We start from the raw sequence: 22,499 nt of genomic DNA, 5'->3' as shown, positions 1-22,499 counted from the left end.
GGGCAAAGGAAGCGGCCGCCGAGGCGGCGGCGCGGGCCCGGGATGCCGGCCAGCGGGCCCGTGATGCTGGTCAGCGCGCCCGCGATGCGGGCCAGCGGGCACGGGATGCGGCGGCCCGTTCGCGAGAGCAGCGTCGCGGGGGAGAGCAGTTCCGACCGGGTGAGTCGCAGCGCGAGGGCGACACGCGGCGGGAGGGAGACACGCGGCGGGTCGGGGACGCGGAGCCGGAGAGTGGCCACTCGCGAGGCACCGGTGCCGGGCGCTGAGGACATGGGCTCCCGCGCCGAGGAGGTCCGGCGGCTGGCGGCCGACGTCGTGGCGGCGGCGACCGCGGCGGGGCTGACGATCGGCACAGCGGAGTCACTGACGGGTGGCTTAGTGAGTGCGGCCATCACGGCCATACCGGGTGCCTCGGCGTGCCACCGGGGGGCGGTGGTCAGTTACGCGACCGAGGTAAAGGCACAGGTGCTGGGCGTGCCGGCCGCATTGCTGGCGGAGCGCGGGGCCGTTGATCCGGAGGTGGCGCTCGCGATGGCTACCGGTGCCGCGAGGGTGCTGAGCTGCGACCTCGCGGTGGCCACGACCGGTGTCGCGGGTCCCGAGCCGGCGGACGGCAAGCCGGTGGGGTGCGTCTTCGTCGCCGTCAATTCCCCGCCCACGGTCGAACGCCTCGACCGGCGCGGTGATCGGGCGAGCATCCGTGAGCAGTCCGTGTCGGCGGCCCTCGCGCTGCTGCTGGCAGCGGTGCGTGGCCGGAGTGTCGATTCGCGGAACGGCCCGGAATCCTCAGGCGCCGGATAGCGTTCTGTCACTGGCTGGCGGACCAGCCCACCGAACGCGCTGTCGGTCGGGCCGGGTAGGTTGGTCAGTAGTTCCGCATCACCGATCGGCTCGACGACGTTCTAGGAGGTGGCCGATGATCGTGCTTCGCCGGGAGTTGGGCGAGGCGCTGCGCGCCCGCCGCCAGTCCCAGGGGCGCACATTGCGGCAGGTCTCCTCGGCGGCGTCAGTGTCGCTGGGCTACCTCAGTGAGGTCGAGCGCGGCGAGAAGGAAGCCTCCTCGGAGTTGCTTTCGGCCATCTGCCACGCGCTGGACACTCCGCTGTCCGAGGTCTTGGACGATGTCGCGCGCCGAGTCGCGGTCGCAGAGTCCGTCAACGCGGCCATCGCGCTGCCGGTCACGTCGGTGACCTCAGTGGTGTCGCTCGGCGATAACCGGTCCGAGGTCGAGGTCGGCGTCGCCGCCGCCTGATTAACCGGCCGCCTCAGCGTGGCCCAGCGGCCGTGCAGAGGTCACCGCCGACGCGCCCGAGGCGCCGAACCCAACGGTCGGATCGGCCGACCGTCATCGGTGGGCGCGAGTCCTCCTTGGCAGGTCGGGCAGTATGGCAACCACCGCACCCGAAGTTCTGGCCCGATCTGGGCGATGCGCAGCGTTGTGCCGCAACGGCGACACGGGCGCCCGGAGCGGCCGTGGATGGCGGCCAGTTCACCCGGCCGCGTGCTCCCGGTGGCCGACTGGACGCCGGTCTCGGCGGCGATCCGCATCTGCCCCTGAGCTCGAGTGAGGAGTGCGGCCAGGGAGTCCGCCGAGACGTCCGCCGCTGGCTGCCAAGGGGGCAGTCCCTGGTGGAAGAGTGCCTCGCTGGTCCAGAAGGTGCCGAGGCCGGCGAGATTGCGTTGATCGAGCAGGGCGGCGCCAAGCGTGCCCCTTGGGTCATCCGCTGAGGGTGACCGCACCCGGCTCACCGCCTCGTCGAGATCCCAGTCGTCGCCGAGGATGTCCGGGCCGAGATAGCCAAGGCGTGCCGCCTCCTCGCGGCTGGGCCACACCTCGACCAGTCCCAATCTCAATCCGAATGCGGTCCAGTGAGCCGTGGCCGCTATGGCGCGCAGATCGTTGCGGTGCAATGCGGCGGCGGCGACCTCGGGCGTCGCCATGATCCGCCACGAGCCCTCCATCCGCAGGTGCGTGTGGACCGTCCAGCCCGTATCGAGTCGGTGAAGCACGTGTTTGCCCCGGCTGGTCACGTTGAGGGTGGCCGCGGGGAGGAAAGTCCGTCCGCCGAGTTGCCCCCAGCGAAGGTCAAGGCGCGTCAACGGCTGGCCGGCCAAGGCTTGGTCGAGTCGCGTGGCCGTCCGGTTGACGGTGTCGCCTTCGGGCATGTGCGGGGCCCGCCCTAGCGGCGCAGCCGCAGGCCGCGCGGGGTCATCCGGAACCCGGCGTCCGAGAGCGCGGCGGCGACCGGGGTGTCGGAGCCGAGGATGGACTCACCGTCGGCCTTCTCGACGGTCAGGCGTCCCAGCGCCCCATCGCGTACGGCCAACGCCAACGCATCGGCGGCGGCGCGTAGCCGCTGCGGCGAGGACTCCCACGACAGGAGGGTCCGGCCGCCCCGCTCGACGTACAGGACGAGTTCACCGTCGCTCAGGACGACCAATGCGCCCGCTTTGCGTCCAGGCAGGTGCCCGGCACTCCCCGGACGCTCGGGCCATGGGATCGCGGCGCCGAAGGGATTGGCGGGATCCGTCGACGCGAGCACGAGCGCCGGGGCGGACCGCGCGGTCTCGCCGCTCGGGGAATCCCCCGGAACGGTTGCGAACGAGCGCAGCCGGTCGATGGCGCCGCCGGTGGCGAACTGGGCCGCACCCAGCGTCTCGACGAAGTAGCCGCGCCGCACCCGTCCGGCCTCCTCGGCCGCCGCGAGGATCCGATAGACCGCCGCATAGCCCCCTTCGGCCTCCTCGGCGGCCGCCACCCCGCGTGTCACGACCCCATAGCGGTCGAGCAGGATCTCGGCGTTGAGCACGGCCCGCTCGGCCGGGTCCGATTGGATCGCGGGGAGCATCGACCAGCGACCGCTGACCGATGCCGGTGTGGCAATCCGGGGCAACCGCGCTGATCCCGCCGTCAGGCCGGCCAGCGAGCCTCGGCGCGGATAGCGGGCGGAGCGGCCGCCCGCGGCAGGAGGTCGGCGGTGCGCTGGCCGCCCGCCCGCGATCAGGCCTCTGATCGGGGCGAAGGTGTCGCCGCTGACGCGTCCGCTCCAGACCAACTCCCAGAGCGCGGCCGTGACGTCGGCCTCGCTCGCCGTCGGGTGGGCGGCGCGCAAGGCGTTGAAAAAGAAGGCGCCGCCGCCGTCGAGGGACTCCAGCAGGGCGCTGGCCAGTGCGCCGAGGTCGCCGTCGGGCTCGGCGAGGGTCAGCGCTGCCGTATCCGCGAGGTGGAGCGAGATCCAGCCGTCGTCGCCGGGCAGCGATCCGTGCCCCTGCCACACAATCTCGCCCGCCGCGGTGACCTCGTCCAACAACGCCGGGGAGTATGCCGCGACCCGGGTCGGCAGGACCAGCGTCTCCAGCGCGCTGGCCGGCAGGAGCGCCCCACTGAGCTGCTCGACCACGCGCAAGAGCCCGTCGACGCCTCGAAGGGGACCGCCGACACCTTGCCAACTGGGCAGGAAACGGGCATACGCCGAGGTGTCGACCGGCTCAACCTCGGCCCGCAGGCTCGCCAGCGAGCGGCGTCGAAGTAGGCGCAGCACTTCGGCGTCACAGAACTCGATGCCGGTGCCGGTCGGCAGGAATTCACCCTCGGCGACGCGGCCGGTGGAGACGAGGCGCCGCAACCCGTCGTGGACGATCGCCGGCCCGAGCCCGAAGTAGTCGGCCACCTCGGTGACCGTGACGGGACCGTGCGTGCGCGCGTAGCGCAGCAGCAGGTCGCCCAGCGGATCCGCGACGGGCTCAAGGAAGACCCCGGGCAGGCCGACCGGAAGCGCGACGCCGAGGGCATCGCGAAGCCGGGCCGCGTCATCGGCGAGCGCGAGTCGCTCGACCCCGGCGAGGCGGACAGGAATGACCCGGCGGGCGGTGACCAACTCCTCGACGTGGGCCGACAGGTTGGCTCGCACCTCGGGAACGACCCGCTCCGCCAGCTCGGCCTGGGTCAGCGGGCCAAGGACCCGGACAAGGTCGGTGACCTCGTCCGCATCGCGGGCCTGGCGCTCCGGGGTGAGGCGCTGCAACTGAGCAATCGTCTGGGCGAGCGCCTGCGGGTCGAGTAGATCGCGCAGCGAGATGCCTTCGCCGCGGCCCAACAACTCGGCAAGCAAGCCCGGATCGAGGGTCAATGCGGCGGCGCGGCGCTCGGCGAGGGGGGAGTCACCTTCATACAAGAAGGCCGCGACGTAGCCGAAGAGGAGGGACCGGGCGAAGGGCGACGGCTGGGACAACACGATGTCGACCGCGGTGATCTCGCGGGCGGCCACCGACGCCATCAGGGCCCGCAGGCCGGGCACGTCATAGACGTCCTGAGCGCATTCCCGGACGGTCTCCAGCACGATCGGAAAGTCGGGGTATCGGCCGGCGACCTCCAGCAGTTGGGCCGCACGCTGGCGCTGCTGCCACAGAGGTTGGCGGCGATCAGGTCGACGACGCGGCAGGAGCAACGCCCGAGCGGCGCACTCCCGGAAACGCGAGGCAAACAGGGCCGAGCCGGGAAGTTGCCCGGTGACAAGGTCGTCGACCTCCTCGGGATCGAGGAAGATCAGCGACGACAACTCCGAGCCCGCATCGGCGCCGTCGTCGAACTCCACGTCCGGTAGGCGCAGGACGATGCCGTCGTCGGCGGCCATCGCCTGCACCTCGACGCCGTAACGCTGGCGCATGCGCGCGGCGATACAAAGCGCCCAGGGGGCGTGCACGGGCATACCGAACGGGGAGTGGATCGCGACGCGCCAGTCGCCGATCTCGTCGCGGAAGCGTTCGATGACCAGGGTGGTGTCGGAGGGGACATGCCCGGTCGAGGCCTTCTGCTCGGTGAGGTAGGCCACCAGGTTGTCCGCTGCCCAGGCGTCCAGGCCGGCGGCGCGGGCGCGCTCCAGGGCTTGCTGCGCGGACGCGCCGGCGAGTTCGCGCACGAACGCCCCGATGGCGCGGCCGAGCTCGGCGGGGCGCCCTTGGGTCTCGCCCTTCCAGAAGGGCAGGCGCCCGGGCTCGCCCGGAGCCGGGGTGACCAACACCTGGTCGTGGGTGATCTCCTCGATCCGCCAACTGGACGTGCCCAACGTGAACACATCGCCCACGCGCGACTCGTAGACCATCTCTTCGTCGAGTTCCCCGACTCGGCGCCCGGGTCCGTCACTGGCCAGGAAGACGCCGAAGAGTCCCCGGTCGGGGATGGTGCCGCCGCTGGTCACGGCGAGGTGCTGGGCGCCGCGGCGGGCGGTGATGGTGTCGGCGAGGCGATCCCACACGATGCGTGGCCGCAACTCGGCGAACTCATCGCTCGGGTAGCGCCCGGCAAGCATGTCGAGGACGGAGTCGAGCATGGTGCGGCTCAGCGTGGCGTAGGGCGCGCTCCGCCGCAGGAGGGCGTGCAGGTCGCTCACGGACCACTCATCGAGTGCCACGATCGCGACAATCTGCTGCGCGAGCACATCGAGGGGATTGGCCGGGACCCGCATCGCCTCGATGCCGCCAGCGCGCATGCGCTCGACGACGACGGCGCTCTGCACGAGATCACCGCGGTACTTAGGGAAGAACACCCCGTGCGACGTCGCCCCCACTTGGTGACCGGCCCGGCCGACGCGCTGGAGGCCGCTGGCGACCGACGGCGGTGACTCGACCTGGATCACCAGATCGACCGCGCCCATGTCGATGCCCAACTCCAAGCTGCTGGTGGCCACCACGGCGGGGAGGCGCCCGGACTTCAGCGCCTCCTCGATCTCGGCACGCGACTCCTTGCTCACCGATCCGTGGTGGGCGCGGGCGAAGACGGCCGGTGCGCCGGCCGAGCCGCCCGCTTGCGCCATGACCTGCGCGGGGGTGCGGGCTACGCCTGGCCGGACCGCGGTGAGGGCGTCCGCGGGTGCGCTTCGATCCTTGCCCACGTTGTCGTCGTCGATCAGCGAGTCGTCGAGTTGGTGGCGCTCGTCCCAGATCTCATTCAGCCGGGCCGTGAGGCGCTCGGCGAGCCGTCGCGAGTTGGCGAAGATCAGCGTCGAACGAGCCTGGGCCGCCAGGTCGACAATGCGCTCCTCCACATGCGGCCAGATCGAGGCGCGCCGCTCCGGTCCTGCGGCGGCGCCGCTGAGGTCGCCGGTCGCCGTCCCGATCTCCGCCATGTCGGGGATGGGGACCACCACCTCCAAGTCCCAGGACTTCTCCGCTGGTGGGGCCACGATCTCGACCGGGCGCCCACCGCTGAGATAGCGCGCCACCTCCTCGATCGGGCGCACCGTTGCTGACAGGCCGATGCGTTGCGCAGGCCGCTCCAGCAGGGCGTCGAGCCGGTCGAGAGTGACGGCAAGGTGCGCTCCGCGTTTGGTGCCGGCCACCGCGTGCACCTCATCCAGGATCACGGTCTCGACGCCGGCAAGTGCCTCGCGGGCCGCCGAGGTCAGGATGAGGAAGAGGCTTTCGGGTGTGGTGATGAGGATGTCGCTCGGCCGTTTGGCGAAGGCCCGACGGTCGGCGGCGGGTGTGTCACCCGAGCGTAGGGCGACGGTGACCTCGGGCGCTGAGGCGCCGAGGCGGTGCGCGGCATGCCCGATGCCAACGAGGGGGGCGCGCAGATTGCGCTCGACGTCTACGGCCAGAGCCTTCAGCGGGGATACATAGACGACTCGGCACCGACGCAGCGGCTCCTCGGGGACCGGCTCGCGAAGGAGTCGATCCAAGGACCACAAGAACGCCGCGAGGGTCTTGCCCGAACCCGTCGGGGCGACGACCAAGGCATCCCGCCCGGAGCTCACGGCGTCCCACGCGCCCGCCTGCGCAGGGGTTGGCGCGGTAAAGCTGCCGCGGAACCACGCAGCGGTTGCCGGGGAGAAACGCTCCAACACGTCGTCGGAGCGCTGGCTTAGTGCGGGCTCTGGGGTGGCCGGTTCGTTCATGGTGGTGTCAGCCTGCCACCCGCCACCGACAACCGGTCCGTTCGTGAACTCGGAGTCGGTTTTGCGGCGGCTGTGGGTCAGGGGTGGACCACGTCCGGGAGCGCGTGGGCGAGGGCCTCCCAGAAGGCGGGGGCGAGGGACGCGGCATACGCCCTGGTGAGGTGGGAGCCGTTGCGGTAGACGATCGTGTCCCCGAGCACGGGCCAGCACGCGTCGGCGGGACAGATGAAGTCGTCGAGGTCGACCATCGCCGCTCCGGGAACCGCGCCGACGGCGGCGGCCAAGGCCGGGGTGCCATAACCCGGACCGTAGGCGTAGCTACACACATCCTGGAAGTCACCGGTTGCTCCGAGGAGACACTCACGGATGTCCCGTTCCGGCGGCGGCTGCGGGGTATCCGCGACAGCGACGACACGGACGCCGGCCTTGGTCAGTCGCTGCCAATAGTCGACGTAGCCCGTGACCAGGGCACCGCGCCGCTCTATCCCGTCGGCGGAGTAGGCCCCGCCGCGGACCGCCGACGTGAGCACGACATCCGGCCGTTCGTCGCCGAGCAATCGGTCGAGGACCTTCGCGCCCCAGGCCGGGCACTCGGGGTAGGGGCCGGTCCGCCACCGCACGACCGCATTCGCGAACGGACAGGAACTCTTGACATAGATCCGCACGCGCCATCCGTGGGTCTTGCCCAGGACATCGAGCGCCGGGAGCCACTGGCCGATCTTGGAGTCCCCGACCAGGGCAATGATTCGGGTGCTTGACAGGTCGCCCGCCCCGCACGTCACGACCCGCTCGTCGGTTTGGCCCACCTGGCACGCCTCGTCCGGGGCCGTGAAGTCGGTGGTGTTGACCAGATCGAGCGCGCCGATCCGCTGCGGGTTGAGCGCGACGGGGCTGGTGGCGGAGGCAGGGTCGGCCGAGGCGAAGACGGCGGCACCGAGCGGTTGCGGAGTGGGGGTCGGTGACGGTTCGGTGGTGGTTTCAGTTGGCGAGAGTGCCGCCATTGACCGTGACGCAACCGACGATGGGTTCTGGGGGCTGGTTGGGCCATTGGCCAGGGGCAGGAACACGGCCCCGAGCAAGGCGATGCACGCCGCGATCCCGACCAGGGTCGTGGCGAAAGGGTGGCGATTTCCGCGCCTCACCCGCGGGTCAACTCCTTGACCAGAGGGACGACTTGGCGAGCGAACTCGGGGGCGAGCGACGCGGCATACGTCGCCGTGATGTGGGAGCCCTGGCGATAGACGAGCACGCCGCCGATCACCGGCCAGCACTGCTCGGCGGGGCAGATCCAGGGGTTGAGGTCCACGAACCGGGCGGTTGGCACCTGCTTCACGGCGGCCTCGAGCGCGGCGGTTCCGGTTCCTCGATTCCAGTCACCTTTGCAGGCCGTCATGAGGTCGTCGTGATGGTTGAGCACACACTCGTAGACGATCTTGCCGGGTTGCGGGGTGTCCGCGATGGCGACGACCGGCACCTTGGCTTTCGCCAGCGCGGACCAATAGTCGACATAGCCGTCGACCATCAGGCTCTGCTCTTCTTCACCAGTCTTGACGTCGTATGCCGCACTGCGGATCCCCGAGGTCAGCACCAGCATGGGCTTCTGTTTGCCGGTCAGGAGGGTGAGGACCTTCTGACCCCAGGTGACGCAGGCGGTGTAGGCCGCATTCTTGTGGCGGATCGGGTTGGGGTTCCACGGGCAGGACGACTTGGCGTAGGTGCGAATCCGCCAGCCGTTGTCCTTGGCCATGGCATCGACGGCCGGCAGCCACTGAACCATCTTCGAATCGCCGACCAGGGCGATGATCTTTTTGCTCTTGGTGTCGCCGTAGTCGCAGGACAGCACCTCGACCGACGGCTGCGCGACCTGGCAGCCGTCGGCATAAAGCTTCGGGACGTCGGCGGTGGCTTTGAGCGGGTCCGGGGTCATCGACGTGGGATGCATGTCGATTTTGAGCGCAGTGGCGGGGTCGGCGCCGTTGCCCAGCGCTTCGGCGCCCACCGAACTGCCGGGCTTTGCGCTGGCGAACCCGCTACTAGTGCCGGCATGGGCGAGCCAGCCGCCGGCGGCTACGCCGAGGAGCGAGCAGACAAGACCGAGGGAGAGCGCAACTCGGGTGCTGGCCGACACGGCCTTGTTGTGGCGCAGCGGGTTCTCGACGAAATGGTGGGTGAGCCAGGCCGGTATGACGCTCGCCGTCACGACGGCCGCGCCCTGCCAGTTGTTGAGCTCGCCCCACCGGCCGGTGGCGGCAACCACCAGGGGCCAGTGCCACAGATAGAGGGAATAGGACAGCCCGCCGATCCAGACCATCGGCCGAAGGCCGAGCAGGCGCACCGGACCGGCCGGACCGGCGTTGAAACCCCCAGCGATGACGGCGGCCGCGCCGAGCACGGGGACGAGTGCCGCCGAACCCGGCCACGGGGTCGCTGTCGTTTGGACGAGGACCCCGATCGACAGGAGGGCGAGGCCCGCCCAGGCCAGGAGGGCGGCCCAGCGTGGGGGTATGCGGCCCCATGTCGCCGCACCGATCGCAACGAGGGCGCCGATGCCGAGTTCCCAGAGTCGCGTCGTGGTCACGAAGTAGGCGCGGGCCGGATTGGTCTGGGTGAGATAGACGGACCAGATGAGGCTCGGGATGACGATCAGGGCAAGGCCGATGCCCATCGTCGGGCGGGTTGGCCACCCGCGCCGCCGGATCACGATCGCCAGCAGCAACAGCAGCAGCGGCCAGACGATGTAGTACTGCTCCTCAACGGCTAGCGACCAGAAGTGCTGCACCGGCGACGGCGAGACATCTTCGGCCAAGTAGTCGACGGCCCGCGACGCGAATCGCCAGTTCACGAAATAGGCGGCGGCGGCCACGATGTCGCCGCCGAACGTCTCCCAGTCGGTTCGGGAGAGGGTCAGCCGGGTCAGGATGGCACTGGCGATCAGGGCCACCGCGGCCGCCGGGAAGAGCCGCTTGGCGCGTCGGGCATAGAAGCGCGGGAGGCTGATCCGTCCGTCGCGCTCGACCTCTCGCACCAATTGGCCGGTGATCAGGAAGCCGGAGATGACGAAGAAGATGTCGACGCCCGCGAAGCCGCCATTTAGGACGGGCAAGCCCGCGTGGTACCACAGCACCGTGCCGACGGCGATGGCGCGCAGGCCTTCGACGTCAGGGCGAAAACCGCGCGGGGCCGCGGCAGGAGTGCTCGGGGAAGGGGCGAGAGTCTGTTGAGTCACCGGCGCGTCGTCGTGGTCGAAGGGTCGTCCGCCCGGGAGCGGGCCGGAGGTCGAGTTTACCGGCTCGCGCTGGTGCGACGCTCGCGACGGTGACCGGCCCGATCGGCGACGCCCCAGGATCCCTGCCGACTGAGCTCGGCATTAGTCTCGGCGGTGTTCGGCGATCGCGTCGAGTTCGTCGAAGATCACCCGGCCCGCGATCCTGGAGGGGTAGCCCTTGCGCGCCAGGAGCCCTGCCAGCCGGCGGACCTTGACCTGCCGGTCGAGTCCGTCCAGGCGTGTAAGCCTAGATCGAATCAACTGCCGAGCGCGGTCCTCCTCCTCGGCATCGCTGACCCGATCCAGGACCTCCGCGACCGTGTCTTTGGCCACCCCTTTGGTTTCGAGTTCTCTGGCCAGGGCGGACCGCGACAGTCGACGCGAGGTCTGCTTCGAGCGGACGTAGACCTCGGTGAACGCCAGATCGTCGACGAGCCCGACCTCGGTCAGGCGGTCAAGGACGGACGCGGCGACCTCCGGATCGCAACCACGTTTGGCCAGCGCTGCCTCAAGTTGACGGCGCGTCTTGGGCGTGTTGGCCAGTTGCCGCAACGCGATGGTTCGAGCCACTGCGTGCAGGTCGCGCGCCGCGGCCCTCCCCGGTGCGGCGTCAACCTCGTGCTCGGCCTCCGCCGCCGGCGCTCCATCTGCCGACGGAACGCCGCCAACGTCAGGAGCGCCAGCGCCAGCCTCGATGCGGGCGACCGCGGCGCGCAATTGAGTCAGGTCGGGCTTCACGACCGGGCGCCCTAGAAGTCGACCGGGACCTCAGTGGCCGGCGCGTCGACGCGCGGGCCGACCCCGAGCTTCTCCTTGATCCGCTTCTCCAACTCGTTGGCGAGATCGGGGTTGTCCTTGAGGAAGTTGCGGGCGTTCTCCTTGCCCTGGCCCAGCTGATCGCCGTCGTAGGTATACCAAGCGCCGGACTTGCGCACGAAGCCCTGGTCGACACCCATATCGATCAGCCCGCCTTCGCGGGAGATGCCCTGCCCATACAGAATGTCGAACTCGGCCTGCTTGAAGGGCGGGGAGACCTTGTTCTTGACCACCTTGACGCGGGTGCGGTTGCCGACCGGCTCGCTGCCGTCCTTGAGGGTCTCGATGCGGCGGACGTCGAGGCGGACCGAGGCATAGAACTTCAATGCCTTGCCACCTGTGGTCGTCTCGGGCGAGCCGAACATGACGCCGATCTTCTCGCGGAGCTGGTTGATGAAGATCGCCGTGGTGCCCGTGTTGTTGAGGGCGCCGGTGATCTTGCGCAGCGCCTGGCTCATCAGGCGGGCTTGGAGGCCGACGTGGCTGTCGCCCATCTCGCCCTCGATCTCCGCCCGGGGCACCAGGGCCGCAACGGAGTCGATGACGATGATGTCGATCGCGCCGGAGCGAATCAGCATGTCGGCGATCTCCAGTGCCTGCTCGCCCGTGTCGGGTTGGCTCACCAGGAGCGCGTCGGTGTCGACGCCGAGCTTCTTGGCGTACTCGGGGTCGAGGGCATGCTCGGCGTCGATGAACGCCGCGATGCCGCCGGCGCGCTGTGCATTAGCAACGGCGTGCAGTGCGACGGTGGTCTTGCCGCTGCTTTCCGGGCCGTAGATCTCGACCACGCGCCCCCGTGGCAGGCCGCCGATGCCGAGCGCGACATCGAGCGCAATCGCGCCTGTCGGGATGACCTCGATCGGCGGGCGAACGTCGTCGCCCAGCCGCATCACGGCACCCTTGCCGAAACTCTTCTCGATTTGCCCCATCACGCTCGTGAGGGCGCGGGTCTTCTGATCCTCGTCGGGCTTGACCGCCATGACGACACCACCTTCTGCTCGATTCTGGACGCGCCTACCGGCGACCCGGCCCGGCGGAAACCGGGTTGAGTCAGACGCTAGAGGTGAGCACCGACAACCCTCATCCGTCGGGCGGGGAGCCTGTGGATGAACGCGAATCCTGCCGTTCTCACGCCTGTGGACGACAGTACCCGAAATTATGTTCGAAGAACGCCACGCACCAGTTCGGCGTGTCGGGGATGGTCAGGCCTCGATGAACTCGAGCCGGTTGCCGAATGTGTCGTCCGTGTGGAACCGCCTGGTGCCCGGAACCTCGTCGCTCCAGCGAACTGAGAACCCGGCTCCCGCCAGCGTGTCGGCCAGCGCATCCAGGTTGGCCACGAGCAGCGCGGGGTGGGCCTTGCGCGCGGGGATGAAGTCCTGTTCGGCGCCCATGTGCATTTCCAACTCCTGGTGCCTGAACCAGCACCCGCCGCGGACAGCCAGCAGCGGAGGCTTGGCGACCTCCTCAAAGCCCAGCAGGTCGACCCAGTAGGACCGACTCTGGTCTTCCCCGCCGACCGGGATCGCCAGTTGCACGTGCTGCAGTCGCTCGATGCGGAATCCACCCATGCGCCCACTGTGTCATGGCCGAGTTCGCGGGCACGGCGTCGTGGGCGGCTAGGCCACGAAGCCGTGGGGTAACCGAGCCGCGAGGCCGGCCCTGCCCATCTCGCGCACGTGGGTGATCGCGCCGTGCAAGCGGGTGACGGCGTCGGTCATCGAGGCAAGATCCGCGACATACGGCATCCGAATGTGATGCTCGAAGCCGCCGGCGGGCGCGAATCTCGGGCCCGCGGCGAGCAGAAGGCCGCGCTCGCCCGCCGCCAGCGCGACGGCGCCGGCGTTGACGTCACCGAGGTCGACCCACAGGCTGAGTCCGCCTCGCGGCGACGTGAACCGCGCCGTGGGCAGGTGCTCGCGCAAGGCCGCGGCCGTTGCGTCACGGGCCGATCGCAACTCGTGGCGACGGTCGTGCGGCATACCGTCGTGAGTCCGCAGCAGGGTCGTGAGCACGAGTTGTTCCAGAATCGGCGCGCCGAGGTCGAGGGTCGCCCGGGCGTCCAGCATCGACGCGGCCAGCGTCCGCGGGACCCGAATCCACCCGATGCGCAGCCCACCCCAAAAGGCCTTCGCGGCGCTCCCGAGGATGATGGCCTCTGGGGCGAAGGCGCCGAAGGGCTGCGCCGCCGGCCCGCCGTCGAGGTCGACTTCGGTGATGGTTTCGTCGATCACCGGTCGCACCCGGGCCCTCGCCAAGGCGGCGGCCAGGCGTTCTCGCCCGGCGTTGTCGAGGAGGGCGCCGGTTGGATTGTGGAAATCCGGGATGAGGTATGCCGCACGCGCACCACTGTTGCCCAGCACCCGCTCCGCCTCGGCCAAGTCATGCCCCTCCTCGTCCACGGGGATGGTGATGATGCGCGAGGTGTTGCGGCCCAATGCCTCCAGGGCGTTGGGGTAGGTCGGGTTCTCGACGACGACGCGGTCCCGTGGGCGCAGTAAAGCGCGGGTGACGATCGCCAGTCCGGCCACCGCCCCTGACGTCACCAGGATCTGATCTGCGTTGGTTGGCAGACCCCGCTCCCGAAAGCGATCGGCGATCGCCGTTCGGAGCTCAAGCAGGCCGACCGGCGCATAGCCGTTGTCGCCGAGGTAGGCCGGCAACTCGGCCACGGCGGACCGATAGGCGTCGAGGATGCCCGACGGGGCCCGCGTTGCCGCACAGGTCAGGTCGATCGCATCGGGGTCGAGGTCGGCCGCCGGGGACAACGCGCGACTGGCCGCGACCGCTTTGCCGGGGATCCGCGCGATCGAGCCCGAGCCGCGGCGCGTCGTGAGGTAGCCGCGGTCGGTCAGCACGGCATACGCACTAGTGACGGTGGTGCGGCTGCATCCCAAGGCGGTCGTGAGTTCGCGTTCGCTGGGTAGGCGCGTTCCCGACGCGATCCGGCCGTCTGCCAGCAGGGCCATGATCGCGCCGGCCAGGGATCGGTAGGCGGGTCGTTCGAGGGCTTCGGGTCCGAGGAGACGGCCAAGGCGGGCTGCGGAAACAGCCGGAGTCAGCGCCGCAGTCATAAGGCCACCATGTCACAAGTGGCTATAGAAAGACAGTCCACTTATGGGGCACTCTTGAGCTATGTCGCCCCTTCACCTCGCCCGACGCGGGCTCGCGCGCAGCGTCGACCTATTGCCGATGACACCGATCGAGCAGTTGCGCGCCGGCCGCGGGACGCACCGGTTCGTGCAGTTGATCATCGGGTTGGTCTTGTATGGCGTGTCCATGGCCATGATGCTCCGCAGTGGTCTCGGTCTTGATCCGTGGGACGTTTTCCATCAGGGAGTCCAGACGCACTGGGGCGTGAGCTTCGGCACCGTGGTCATCGTCACGAGCTTCCTGGTGCTGCTGCTGTGGATCCCCCTGCGGCAGTGGCCGGGGCTCGGCACCCTCCTCAACTCGGTGCTCATCGGACTGGCCACGGATGCGACGCTGCGGTTCCTGGCCGCTCCCGAGCATCTGGTCGGTCGCTGGGGTTTGCTGCTGGGCGGCATCGTGGCCAATGGGCTCGCGGGCGCGCTCTACATCGGGAGCCAGTTCGGGCCGGGCCCGCGCGACGGGTTGATGACTGGCTTTGCCCGCCGCACCGGCAGGTCCATCCGGCTGGTTCGGACCTCGATCGAGGTGACGGTTCTCGTGCTCGGGTGGTTCCTCGGGGGCACGGTCGGCCTCGGCACCGTCTTGTATGCCGTGCTGATCGGACCCATCGTGCAGTTCTTCCTGCCAATCCTCACCGTGCGCGTGCACCCGCCGGCCCGGTAGGGCGGTGGCTTTCCTGTCACGCAATGTCATTCGACAAAGCCGCAGGTCACGGGGATTGGCTGGCGGCTAATCACCCGTTCGCAGGGTGGTTGCGTCAGGCTTGGAAGCCCCAAGCGAAAGGAATGTGACCATGGGAATTGGTGACAAGATCAGCAACGCTGCCGAAGACGCCGCGGGCAAGGTTAAGGAGACCGCCGGGCGCGCGATGGACGACGAGTCTTTGGAGGCCGAAGGTCAGGCCGACCAGGCCGACGCCAGCTTCAAGCAGGCCGGCGAGAAGGTCAAGGGCGCTGTCGACGACGTCAAGGACGCCTTCAAGTAGCCGGACGTCATCCCTCGGCCGTTCATCCGTCGACCGCCAAGGTCAACGGAAGAACGGCCGGGGCGCCGGCGTCCCGCAGGATTCGCGCCGCCTCGGTCATCGTCCAGCGCGAGTTGACGTAGTCGTCGACCAGCAGCACGGGTCCGGGGATGCCGGCCAGGGCGTCGGCTAGCGATGCACTCACGGCGAGGCGCTGCCATACGCCGGCCAGCCGGAAGGCGGAGTTGCCGCCCGCATCCCCGACCGGGCCCCCGTCGATGAGGTCGAGTTCACCCAGGTCGCGGAGGCGCCCGATCTCGGCGATCCCGGCCGCGAGTGACCGCACCAGGTGCGGCCGAGCACGTGAGGGGATCGAGACCACCGCCACCGGCCGCTCCTGCCATCCCCATTCTTTGAGCACCTGCACGACGGAACGAAACAACTCGGCTGGCACGGGCTCGTCCGCCGCGAGGAGAGATCGCAACCGCTGACCCCAGCCGAGGTCGGAGAGCCGGGCAAGTGCGCGACCCTCCTCGGCTTGGCTGCCAGGAGGGATCTTGCCCTTCAATGCGACGCCGAGGCGGTCCATGCCCGTCGGCCACATCGCCCGCGGCTCGAGGGGCACGCCGACCCGCGTCAACTGATCCCGTGCGGCGCCGATCAGGCGATCGGGCACGTCGGTGGGGAACCAGACACCAGCGCAGTTGTCGCACCTCCCGCACGGCGCGGCGGTCTCGTCGTCCAAGGCCATCTGCAGGAAAGCCATTCGGCACTCACCGCCACGTTCATACGCGAGCATTTGGTCCTGCTCAGCCTGCCGCTGCTGAGCCACCCAGGCGTAGCGCTCAGCGTCATACGTCCACGCGTGCCCGGTCGACATCCAGCCCCCCGAGACCCGGTTGACGGCGCCGTCGACGTCGAGGACCTTCATCAACAGCTCCAAGCGCGTGCGCCGGATGTCGACGATGGTCTCGATGGCTGCGGTGGAGAGGGGCCGACCGGCCTCCGCGAGCGCCGTCAGGACCGCAGTGGCCTGCTCCTCGCGCGGCATGGACACGGAGGCGAAGTAGCGCCAGATGTCTTGGTCCTCCGGGCCGGGCAGGAGGAGGACGTCGGCGCGCTCAGTAGCACGGCCCGCGCGACCAACCTGCTGGTAGTAGGCGACCGGCGACGACGGTGCTCCCACGTGCACGACGAACCCGAGGTCGGGCTTGTCGAAGCCCATACCGAGTGCAGATGTCGCCACGAGCGCCTTGATGTGGTTGTGCCGCAACGAGTTTTCGAGTCGCTCGCGATCGGCGGGATCGGTCCGCCCGGTGTATGCCGCCACCTCGTACCCCGCCGCCCGCAGCGCCGAGGCGATGTCCTCCGCACCGCTGACGGTCAGCGCATAGACGATCCCGCTGCCTGGAAGATCGCCGAGATGCGCGATCAGCCAGCCCAAGCGTTGCTCTGGACTCATCGAGCGCAGCACGCCCAGTCGCAACGAATCCCGAGCGAGCCCGCCGCGGATCGTCGTCACAGCACCCCCGCCAGTGGCCAGTTGCGCCTCGATGTCACTGACCACTCGGGCATTAGCGGTGGCGGTGGTCGCCAGCACGGGCGTGTCCGGCGGCAGGCCGTCGAGCAGATCACGGATGCGGCGATAGTCGGGCCGGAAGTCGTGACCCCAGTCGCTGATGCAGTGCGCTTCGTCGACCACGAGCAGCCCGCACCGACGCGCGAGATCGGGCAACTGCTCCTCGCGGAAGCGCGGGTTGTTCAGCCGCTCCGGCGAGACGAGAAGCACGTCGACCTCGTCCGCCGCAAGAGCAGCACGCACGTCGTCCCAGTCGGTCGCATTGGCGGAGTTCATCGTCACCGCTCGAATCCCCGCGCGCTCGGCGGCACCGATCTGGTCGCGCATGAGCGCGAGCAGGGGAGAGATGATGACCGTCGGGCCGGCGCCCTCAGCCCGGCGCAGCGCGGTGGCGACGAAATAGACCGCCGACTTCCCCCATCCGGTGCGCTGGATCACCAGCACCCGCGCCCGGCCAGCCACCAACGCCTCGATCGCGTCGAACTGCCCATCTCGGAATTGCGCATCCTCCCGCCCGACGAGCCGGCGCAGCGCGGCGGTGGCGCCGGACAGCAGGGGCGCGGGCGCGTCGCGCTCAGGCGTGCCGCGGTCAGCCTCGGTGGCGGAGGTGGCGAGTTTCGTCATACCCAAGACCGTATGCCGCGCCACCGACAACCCCGCCGTCCGCCAATGGCAGCCACGCTCATGGGAGAAAACATGGACATACGCAACGGTAATGATCCGTTGCGTATGTCCACGTTCCGGCAATGGGCGGAAAAGTGCACCGCCGCAACCCGACTCAGTCGTCGATGGGGAACTCGTAGAGCAGCGGCTGGGACTCGATGCGGGCGTCGGCGCTGCCGGTCCACTCGACCGGCAGGTCGGCGGCGCGCAGGATGTCGACGATCTCCTGCCCGATCGCGCGAGCAGCCGCATCATCACGGTCGCCGAAAACACCGAATCCGACGAACAGGTGCCCCGTCATCACCAACCGGTCGATGTCCTGGGTGTGCACATAGGCGTAGCCGCGCACCGAATAGCCCTCGTCCCGGGCCACCTCGGCGAGCTCCGCGGCATACTCCACCGCCTCGCCGGTGTCGAAGCCGTCGCCCCACGACATGACGATGCCGCGGCTCAGCAGCAGCTCCGGCAGCGCGGTCAGGAACGCCGCGTCATAGGACACATCGGTCACCACGCGGCGATATTCCGCGAGCACCCGGTCGAAGATCGCCGGCACGTCGTCGGCACTTGCCGGCCCGTCCGGGTAGTAGTCGTCAATATCCTCCGCCGTCTCCACGAAGTGGTCGCGGATCTCGTCGGTGTCCTCCCACACCCCGCCCGCCAGCCGCAGCATGATGTCGCCAGCGAAGGTCTCCTCGCTCGGCGGGTAGGCGCTCTGGAACGTGGCGTGACCCCGGGTGACCGGCTCGCGAGGCATGGGTTCAGTCATGCGCCTATCCAACCCAATCCCTTAGCCGCACAGGGCGAACCGCACCGACATTCCCGGCACGAGTTGGGCTGCCGCGTCCGCAGCAGCAGGCGTCAGCACCAGCGGCACGGGGTAGCCACCCGTCGCCGGGTGATCACTGAGAAAGATGATCGGTCGCCCACCAGCGGGGATCTGCACGGCGCCACGCATCATCCCTTCGCTCGGCAACTCCGCGTCCGTCATCCGGTGGATGGCCGGCCCGTCCAGGCGTATGCCCGTGCGGTCCAGTTCCCCGGTGACCGTGAAGGACTCGGCCAGCAGCGTCGCGCGGGCCGCCTCGTCGAACCAGCCCGCGCGCGGCCCCAGGGTGGCCGCGAGGGTCAGCTCGCAGGTCGCGGGCGGCGGCACCGCGGCATGCTCCACCACGGGATGTTTGCCGGGGGCTCGCCCCACCGGAACCCGCTCGCCGGCACTCAGGGGCGCGCCGAGGTCCCCGAGCCGGCTGTATGACCGTGACCCCAGCACCACCGTCGTCGCGACGCCGCCGGCGACGCCGAGATAGGAACGCAGGCTCGCCGTGGGCGCGCCAATCTCTAGTGACTCACCGTGCCGCCACGTCTCCGGCGCGTTCGTCCCCACCGCGCGCCCGCCGATCCGGACAGGACCCACCGCGCCGGTGACGGCGAGCAGGAGGTCGCGCTCGGCATACGCCTGGAAGCCGCCGGCGGTGACCTCGATCCCGGCAGCATCCTCCGGATTCCCGACAAGCCGGTTCGCCAGGCGCAGGGCGCCGCGATCCGCGGCCCCACCGCGACTGACGCCGAGCCGCGCGTACCCGGGCCGTCCGAGGTCCTGCACCGACGCCATCATGCCGGGCGCTTCGATCACGAAACTCATGGCGCCACCGCCACGAACCGCACGTGCCGCCCCGGCACGATCAAAGCTGGCTCGGGTCGTGCGGCGTCCCACAGGACCGCGTCCGTTCGGCCGATGAGCTGCCAGCCGCCGGGGGAGTCGCGCGGATAGATGCCGCCGAACTCCCCGGCCAATGCCACGGACCCCGCCGGGACGCGCACCCGCGGCTCGGCCCGGCGCGGCACTTCCAGCGAGCCGTCGCCGAGGAGGTAGGCGAAGCCGGGGGCGAAGCCCGCAAACCCGACCCGCCACAGGCACGCCGTATGCCGTCCCACCACCTCCGCGGGCGCGATCCCTAGGTGCCGGGCGACGCCATCCAGGTCCGGCCCGTCATAGACGACGGGAATCTCGATGATCTGGTTTGCCTCCGCGGGCCGCGGGGACGCAGGCCGGGAAGCCACGCGCCGTAAGTGCCCGGCGAGCAGATCAGGGCCGGTCGCTAATGGGTCGAAAATGACCAATACGGTCCGCGCCGCGGGCACCGTCTCGACGACCCCGTGGATCGCGGCGGCGCCGACCGCCGCATCGAAGTCCAGCGCCTCCTCGAGCGAATCAAATTGCGCCAGAAGCGCTTCGGAGCCACACGGCAACAGCTGCACCGGCACTCACTCCGCCACGAAAGCAGCCAGCCGCACCCCGGCGCCCTCCAATGCCGCGCGCACCGCACGGGCGTTAGCGAGCGCACCGGGGGAGTCGCCATGCACGCACAGGCTCTCGACCGCTGCCGGGACCGGCGATCCGTCGACGGCATCGACGAGGCACTCACGCGCCATACGCACCGCCCGGGCGGGCATCGCCGACTCCTCGACAAACGCGCCCTCCTCCGAGCGCGGCACCAACGTGCCCTGAGCGGTGTAGCCGCGATCCACGAAACCCTCTGCGACAGTGCGCAATCCGACCTCCCCGGCGAGGGCGAGCCAGCGGGACCCGGGCAGGCCGAGGACGTCGAGCTGCCCGTCATACGACAAGACGGCGGCCACCAAGGCCGCCGCCTGCGCCTCGTGGTGCACGACCGCGTTGTAGAGCGCGCCGTGCGGCTTCACATAGGACACGCGCGTGCCCGCCGCCCGGGCAAAGGCCTCCAACGCCCCGATCTGATAGATCACGTCCGCGGTCAGCTCGGCCGGCTCGACGTCGATGAACCGCCGCCCGAAACCCGCCAGGTCCCGATAGGAAACCTGCGCCCCGATCGCCACGCCCCGCTCCGCCGCCAACCGGCAGACGCGCTGCATCGTCACGGGATCGCCGGCGTGGAAGCCGCACGCGACATTCGCGCTGGTGACCACATCCAGCAGGCCGGCATCGTCCGTCAGCGACCACCGCCCGAAGCCCTGCCCGAGGTCGGCATTGAGATCGATCGTGCTCACCGGATCATTGTCGCGCTCACCCGGCTCTCCATGGCCCGGTGGTGAGGCTTTCGTCCCGGTGGTGAGGCTTTCGTTCCGGCGCGTGAGGGCTTTGTGATGCCGTGAGGCGCTATAACGCCTCACGAGCGTGAGAAAGCCTCACCAGCCCCGCGGAAAGCCTCACCTCGGCGAGAAAGCCTCACCTCGGCGAGAAAGCCTCACCCGGGCCAGAAAGCCTCACGCGACGGGGAGTCGGGCGCAGCACGTACCCTTGACAGGCGATGAATGAGAAGTACTACGACGTCCGCACCCACGGCTGCCAGATGAACGTCCACGACTCCGAGCGGCTCTCCGGCCTGCTCGAGACGGCGGGCTATGTCGACATCGCCAGCCTCCCGGCGGGGGAGCGGCCCGAGGTGGCCGATGTCGTCGTCTTCAACACCTGCGCAGTGCGCGAGAACGCCGACAACAAGCTCTACGGCAATCTCGGCACAATGCGCCAGGCCAAGCTCAAGAAGCCTGATCTGCAGATCGCCGTCGGCGGCTGCCTGGCTCAGAAGGACCGCGGCACCATCGTCGAGCGTGCCCCGTGGGTCGATGTCGTCTTCGGCACCCACAACATCGGCTCGCTCCCGGCGCTGCTCGACCGCGCCCGCCACAACAAGCGCGCCGAGGTCGAAATCCTCGAATCCCTGGAGGTCTTCCCCTCCTCACTCCCGACGCGCCGCGACAGCGCGTATGCCGGGTGGGTCTCGATCTCCGTCGGCTGCAACAACACGTGCACGTTCTGCATCGTCCCCAGCCTGCGCGGCAAGGAGCAGGACCGCCGCCCCGGCGAGATCCTCGCCGAGATCGAAGCCCTTGTCTCCCAAGGAGTTATCGAGGTCACGCTGCTCGGCCAGAATGTCAACACCTATGGCGTGGAGTTCGGCGACAGGGGCGCTTTCGCCAAGCTGCTGCGCGCCTGCGGCGACATCCAGGGGCTCGAGCGGGTGCGCTTCACCAGCCCACACCCGGCGGCCTTCACCGAAGACGTCATCGACGCCATGGCCTCGACCCCCAATGTCATGCCGCAACTGCACATGCCCCTTCAGTCCGGGTCCGACCGCGTCCTGAAGGCGATGCGCCGCAGCTACCGCTCGGAGAAGTTCCTCGGCATCCTCGACAAGGTCCGCGCGCAGATCCCGCACGCCGCGATCACCACCGACATCATCGTCGGCTTCCCCGGTGAGACCGATGCCGACTTCGACGAGACCCTGCGCGTCGTTGCGGCCTCCCGATTCTCCTCGGCGTTCACCTTCCAGTACTCCATCCGCCCGGGCACGCCCGCCGCCACGATGCCTGACCAACTCCCGAAAGCCGTTGTGCAGGAACGCTTCGATCGGCTCATCGCGCTCCAGGAGGAGGTTTCCTGGGCGGAGAATCGCAAGCAAGAAGGCCACGACGTCGAGGTGCTCGTCGCCCCTGGCGAAGGCCGCAAGGACGAGGCGACCGCACGCATGTCCGGCCGCGCCCGCGACAACCGACTCGTGCATTTCTCGGTCCCCGAGGGCGCCGAGCGCGCCCGTCCCGGCGACCTCGTGACCGTCGGGGTCACCTATGGCGCGCCCCATCACCTGATCGCCGACTCGGGCATTCAAGGCGGTGCGTATGCCGTGCGCCGCAGCCCCGGCGGCGACGCCTGGACTGCGCTCAACGAGGGTGCCCACGCCGGCGCCCCGATCGTCAAGCCCGCCGTCTCATTGGGTATGCCGTCCCTCGGCGCCCCGCCGCCGACTGCCATCCGCCCGGGCTGCTGAGCCCGCGCGCAAGCCAGCACAAGACGAAAGCCCTCCGGCAGAACCTATGTTCCGCCGGAGGGCCAATCGGTCACCCGCGTGGCTCCAACGACAGCGCCGGTGGGCCATCGTCCCCCGCTCCGGGTCGGATGACCCACCGGCTGTTCGGTGCGTGCGAGGAGTCCGCGCACGCCAGCTTGTGTGTCAGTCTCCCGGCGGCGGTGCCATGGAGCCGATCCATGGCAATTTCTACCCGAAGAAGTTGTCGGAAGAGGCCTTGACGCGCCACGAGTTGACGGATTTCACCCTTTCGGGCGGGTGGCTCTGAGCTGCATAGATGAGGACCTGAAACATGCAACGGGGGGGGGGGGGGGGGGGG

General features: G+C 69.6%; 19 protein-coding genes. 5 read left to right on the top strand and 14 right to left on the bottom strand.

The annotated features are described in order from the left end of the window. Positions 1-239, bottom strand: a 239-nt coding sequence (locus tag BN13_RS19660) for a hypothetical protein (protein WP_048547488.1), incomplete at its 3' end; no start/stop codon positions are given. Here BN13_RS19660 and BN13_RS12955 point away from each other — a divergent pair. Both BN13_RS12955 and BN13_RS12950 read left to right on the top strand, forming a co-directional pair. Continuing rightward, the gene (locus tag BN13_RS12955; RefSeq protein WP_235434040.1) at positions 232-801 is read left to right on the top strand and encodes a CinA family protein; all 570 of its coding nucleotides are present in this window, start codon (positions 232-234) and stop codon (positions 799-801) included. The genes BN13_RS19660 and BN13_RS12955 overlap by 8 nt on opposite strands. A 115-nt stretch (positions 802-916) precedes the next feature. Next, on the top strand, positions 917-1,252 hold the full coding sequence (locus BN13_RS12950) for a helix-turn-helix domain-containing protein (RefSeq protein ID WP_048547486.1): 336 nt from the start codon (positions 917-919) through the stop codon (positions 1,250-1,252). A gap of 41 nt (positions 1,253-1,293) precedes the next feature. On the opposite strand, the gene BN13_RS12945 is transcribed toward BN13_RS12950, so the two are convergent. The 8 genes from BN13_RS12945 to yczR all read right to left on the bottom strand — a co-directional run bounded on the left by BN13_RS12945 (position 1,294) and on the right by yczR (position 14,051). After that, entirely contained in the window at positions 1,294-2,166 is an 873-nt protein-coding gene (locus BN13_RS12945; RefSeq protein ID WP_048547483.1) for a DNA-formamidopyrimidine glycosylase family protein, read from the bottom strand. Positions 2,167-2,180: 14 nt separating this feature from the next. Beyond that, positions 2,181-6,896: an ATP-dependent helicase gene (locus BN13_RS12940; protein WP_048547481.1), complete on the bottom strand. Its 4,716-nt coding sequence runs from the start codon at positions 6,894-6,896 to the stop codon at positions 2,181-2,183. A 77-nt stretch (positions 6,897-6,973) separates the two neighbouring features. After that, a complete protein-coding gene (locus BN13_RS12935; RefSeq protein WP_048547478.1) occupies positions 6,974-8,038 on the bottom strand; it encodes an SGNH hydrolase domain-containing protein in 1,065 nt (354 codons plus the stop codon). Further along, the gene (locus BN13_RS12930; protein WP_048547475.1) at positions 8,035-10,122 is read right to left on the bottom strand and encodes an acyltransferase family protein; all 2,088 of its coding nucleotides are present in this window, start codon (positions 10,120-10,122) and stop codon (positions 8,035-8,037) included. The genes BN13_RS12935 and BN13_RS12930 overlap by 4 nt, the downstream gene beginning before the upstream one ends. A 141-nt stretch (positions 10,123-10,263) precedes the next feature. Then, a complete protein-coding gene (locus tag BN13_RS12925; protein ID WP_235434039.1) occupies positions 10,264-10,899 on the bottom strand; it encodes a regulatory protein RecX in 636 nt (211 codons plus the stop codon). 11 nt (positions 10,900-10,910) lie between these two features. Next, complete coding sequence (gene recA / locus BN13_RS12920; protein ID WP_048547472.1) at positions 10,911-11,957, bottom strand: recombinase RecA; 1,047 nt, start codon at positions 11,955-11,957, stop codon at positions 10,911-10,913. Positions 11,958-12,179: 222 nt separating this feature from the next. Continuing rightward, positions 12,180-12,548, bottom strand: coding sequence for a VOC family protein (locus tag BN13_RS12915; RefSeq protein WP_048547469.1), 369 nt, complete (start codon positions 12,546-12,548; stop codon positions 12,180-12,182). A gap of 48 nt (positions 12,549-12,596) precedes the next feature. After that, positions 12,597-14,051 (bottom strand): MocR-like transcription factor YczR, encoded by a 1,455-nt coding sequence (gene yczR / locus BN13_RS12910; RefSeq protein ID WP_048547467.1) that lies wholly within the window; start codon positions 14,049-14,051, stop codon positions 12,597-12,599. Between the two features lie 61 nt (positions 14,052-14,112). On the opposite strand from yczR, the gene yczE reads away from it, so the two are divergent. Then, the gene (gene yczE, locus BN13_RS12905; protein ID WP_048547465.1) at positions 14,113-14,793 is read left to right on the top strand and encodes a membrane protein YczE; all 681 of its coding nucleotides are present in this window, start codon (positions 14,113-14,115) and stop codon (positions 14,791-14,793) included. Between the two features lie 130 nt (positions 14,794-14,923). Next, entirely contained in the window at positions 14,924-15,115 is a 192-nt protein-coding gene (locus tag BN13_RS12900; RefSeq protein ID WP_048547463.1) for a CsbD family protein, read from the top strand. A gap of 22 nt (positions 15,116-15,137) precedes the next feature. Here BN13_RS12900 and BN13_RS12895 read toward each other — a convergent pair whose 3' ends face one another. The 5 genes from BN13_RS12895 to BN13_RS12875 form a co-directional block, all read right to left on the bottom strand. Continuing rightward, positions 15,138-17,297: a RecQ family ATP-dependent DNA helicase gene (locus BN13_RS12895; RefSeq protein ID WP_084733746.1), complete on the bottom strand. Its 2,160-nt coding sequence runs from the start codon at positions 17,295-17,297 to the stop codon at positions 15,138-15,140. A gap of 154 nt (positions 17,298-17,451) precedes the next feature. Continuing rightward, positions 17,452-18,102, bottom strand: coding sequence for a DUF6891 domain-containing protein (locus tag BN13_RS12890; RefSeq protein ID WP_157038585.1), 651 nt, complete (start codon positions 18,100-18,102; stop codon positions 17,452-17,454). Positions 18,103-18,123: 21 nt separating this feature from the next. Beyond that, entirely contained in the window at positions 18,124-18,978 is an 855-nt protein-coding gene (locus tag BN13_RS12885; protein ID WP_048547460.1) for a 5-oxoprolinase subunit C family protein, read from the bottom strand. Then, on the bottom strand, positions 18,975-19,595 hold the full coding sequence (locus BN13_RS12880) for a 5-oxoprolinase subunit B family protein (RefSeq protein WP_048549149.1): 621 nt from the start codon (positions 19,593-19,595) through the stop codon (positions 18,975-18,977). The genes BN13_RS12885 and BN13_RS12880 overlap by 4 nt, the downstream gene beginning before the upstream one ends. A 6-nt stretch (positions 19,596-19,601) precedes the next feature. Further along, entirely contained in the window at positions 19,602-20,363 is a 762-nt protein-coding gene (locus BN13_RS12875; protein WP_048547457.1) for a LamB/YcsF family protein, read from the bottom strand. Positions 20,364-20,623: 260 nt separating this feature from the next. Between BN13_RS12875 and miaB the strand changes: the two genes are divergently transcribed. After that, positions 20,624-22,141, top strand: a complete 1,518-nt coding sequence (gene miaB, locus BN13_RS12870) for a tRNA (N6-isopentenyl adenosine(37)-C2)-methylthiotransferase MiaB (protein ID WP_048547455.1) — start codon at positions 20,624-20,626, stop codon at positions 22,139-22,141. The last annotated feature ends 358 nt before the right edge of the window (positions 22,142-22,499 follow it).

The organism is Nostocoides jenkinsii Ben 74, from assembly GCF_001046875.1.
Classification (GTDB): Bacteria; Actinomycetota; Actinomycetes; order Actinomycetales; family Dermatophilaceae; genus Nostocoides_A; species Nostocoides_A jenkinsii.
This window is presented reverse-complemented; position numbering and strand designations above follow the sequence as displayed.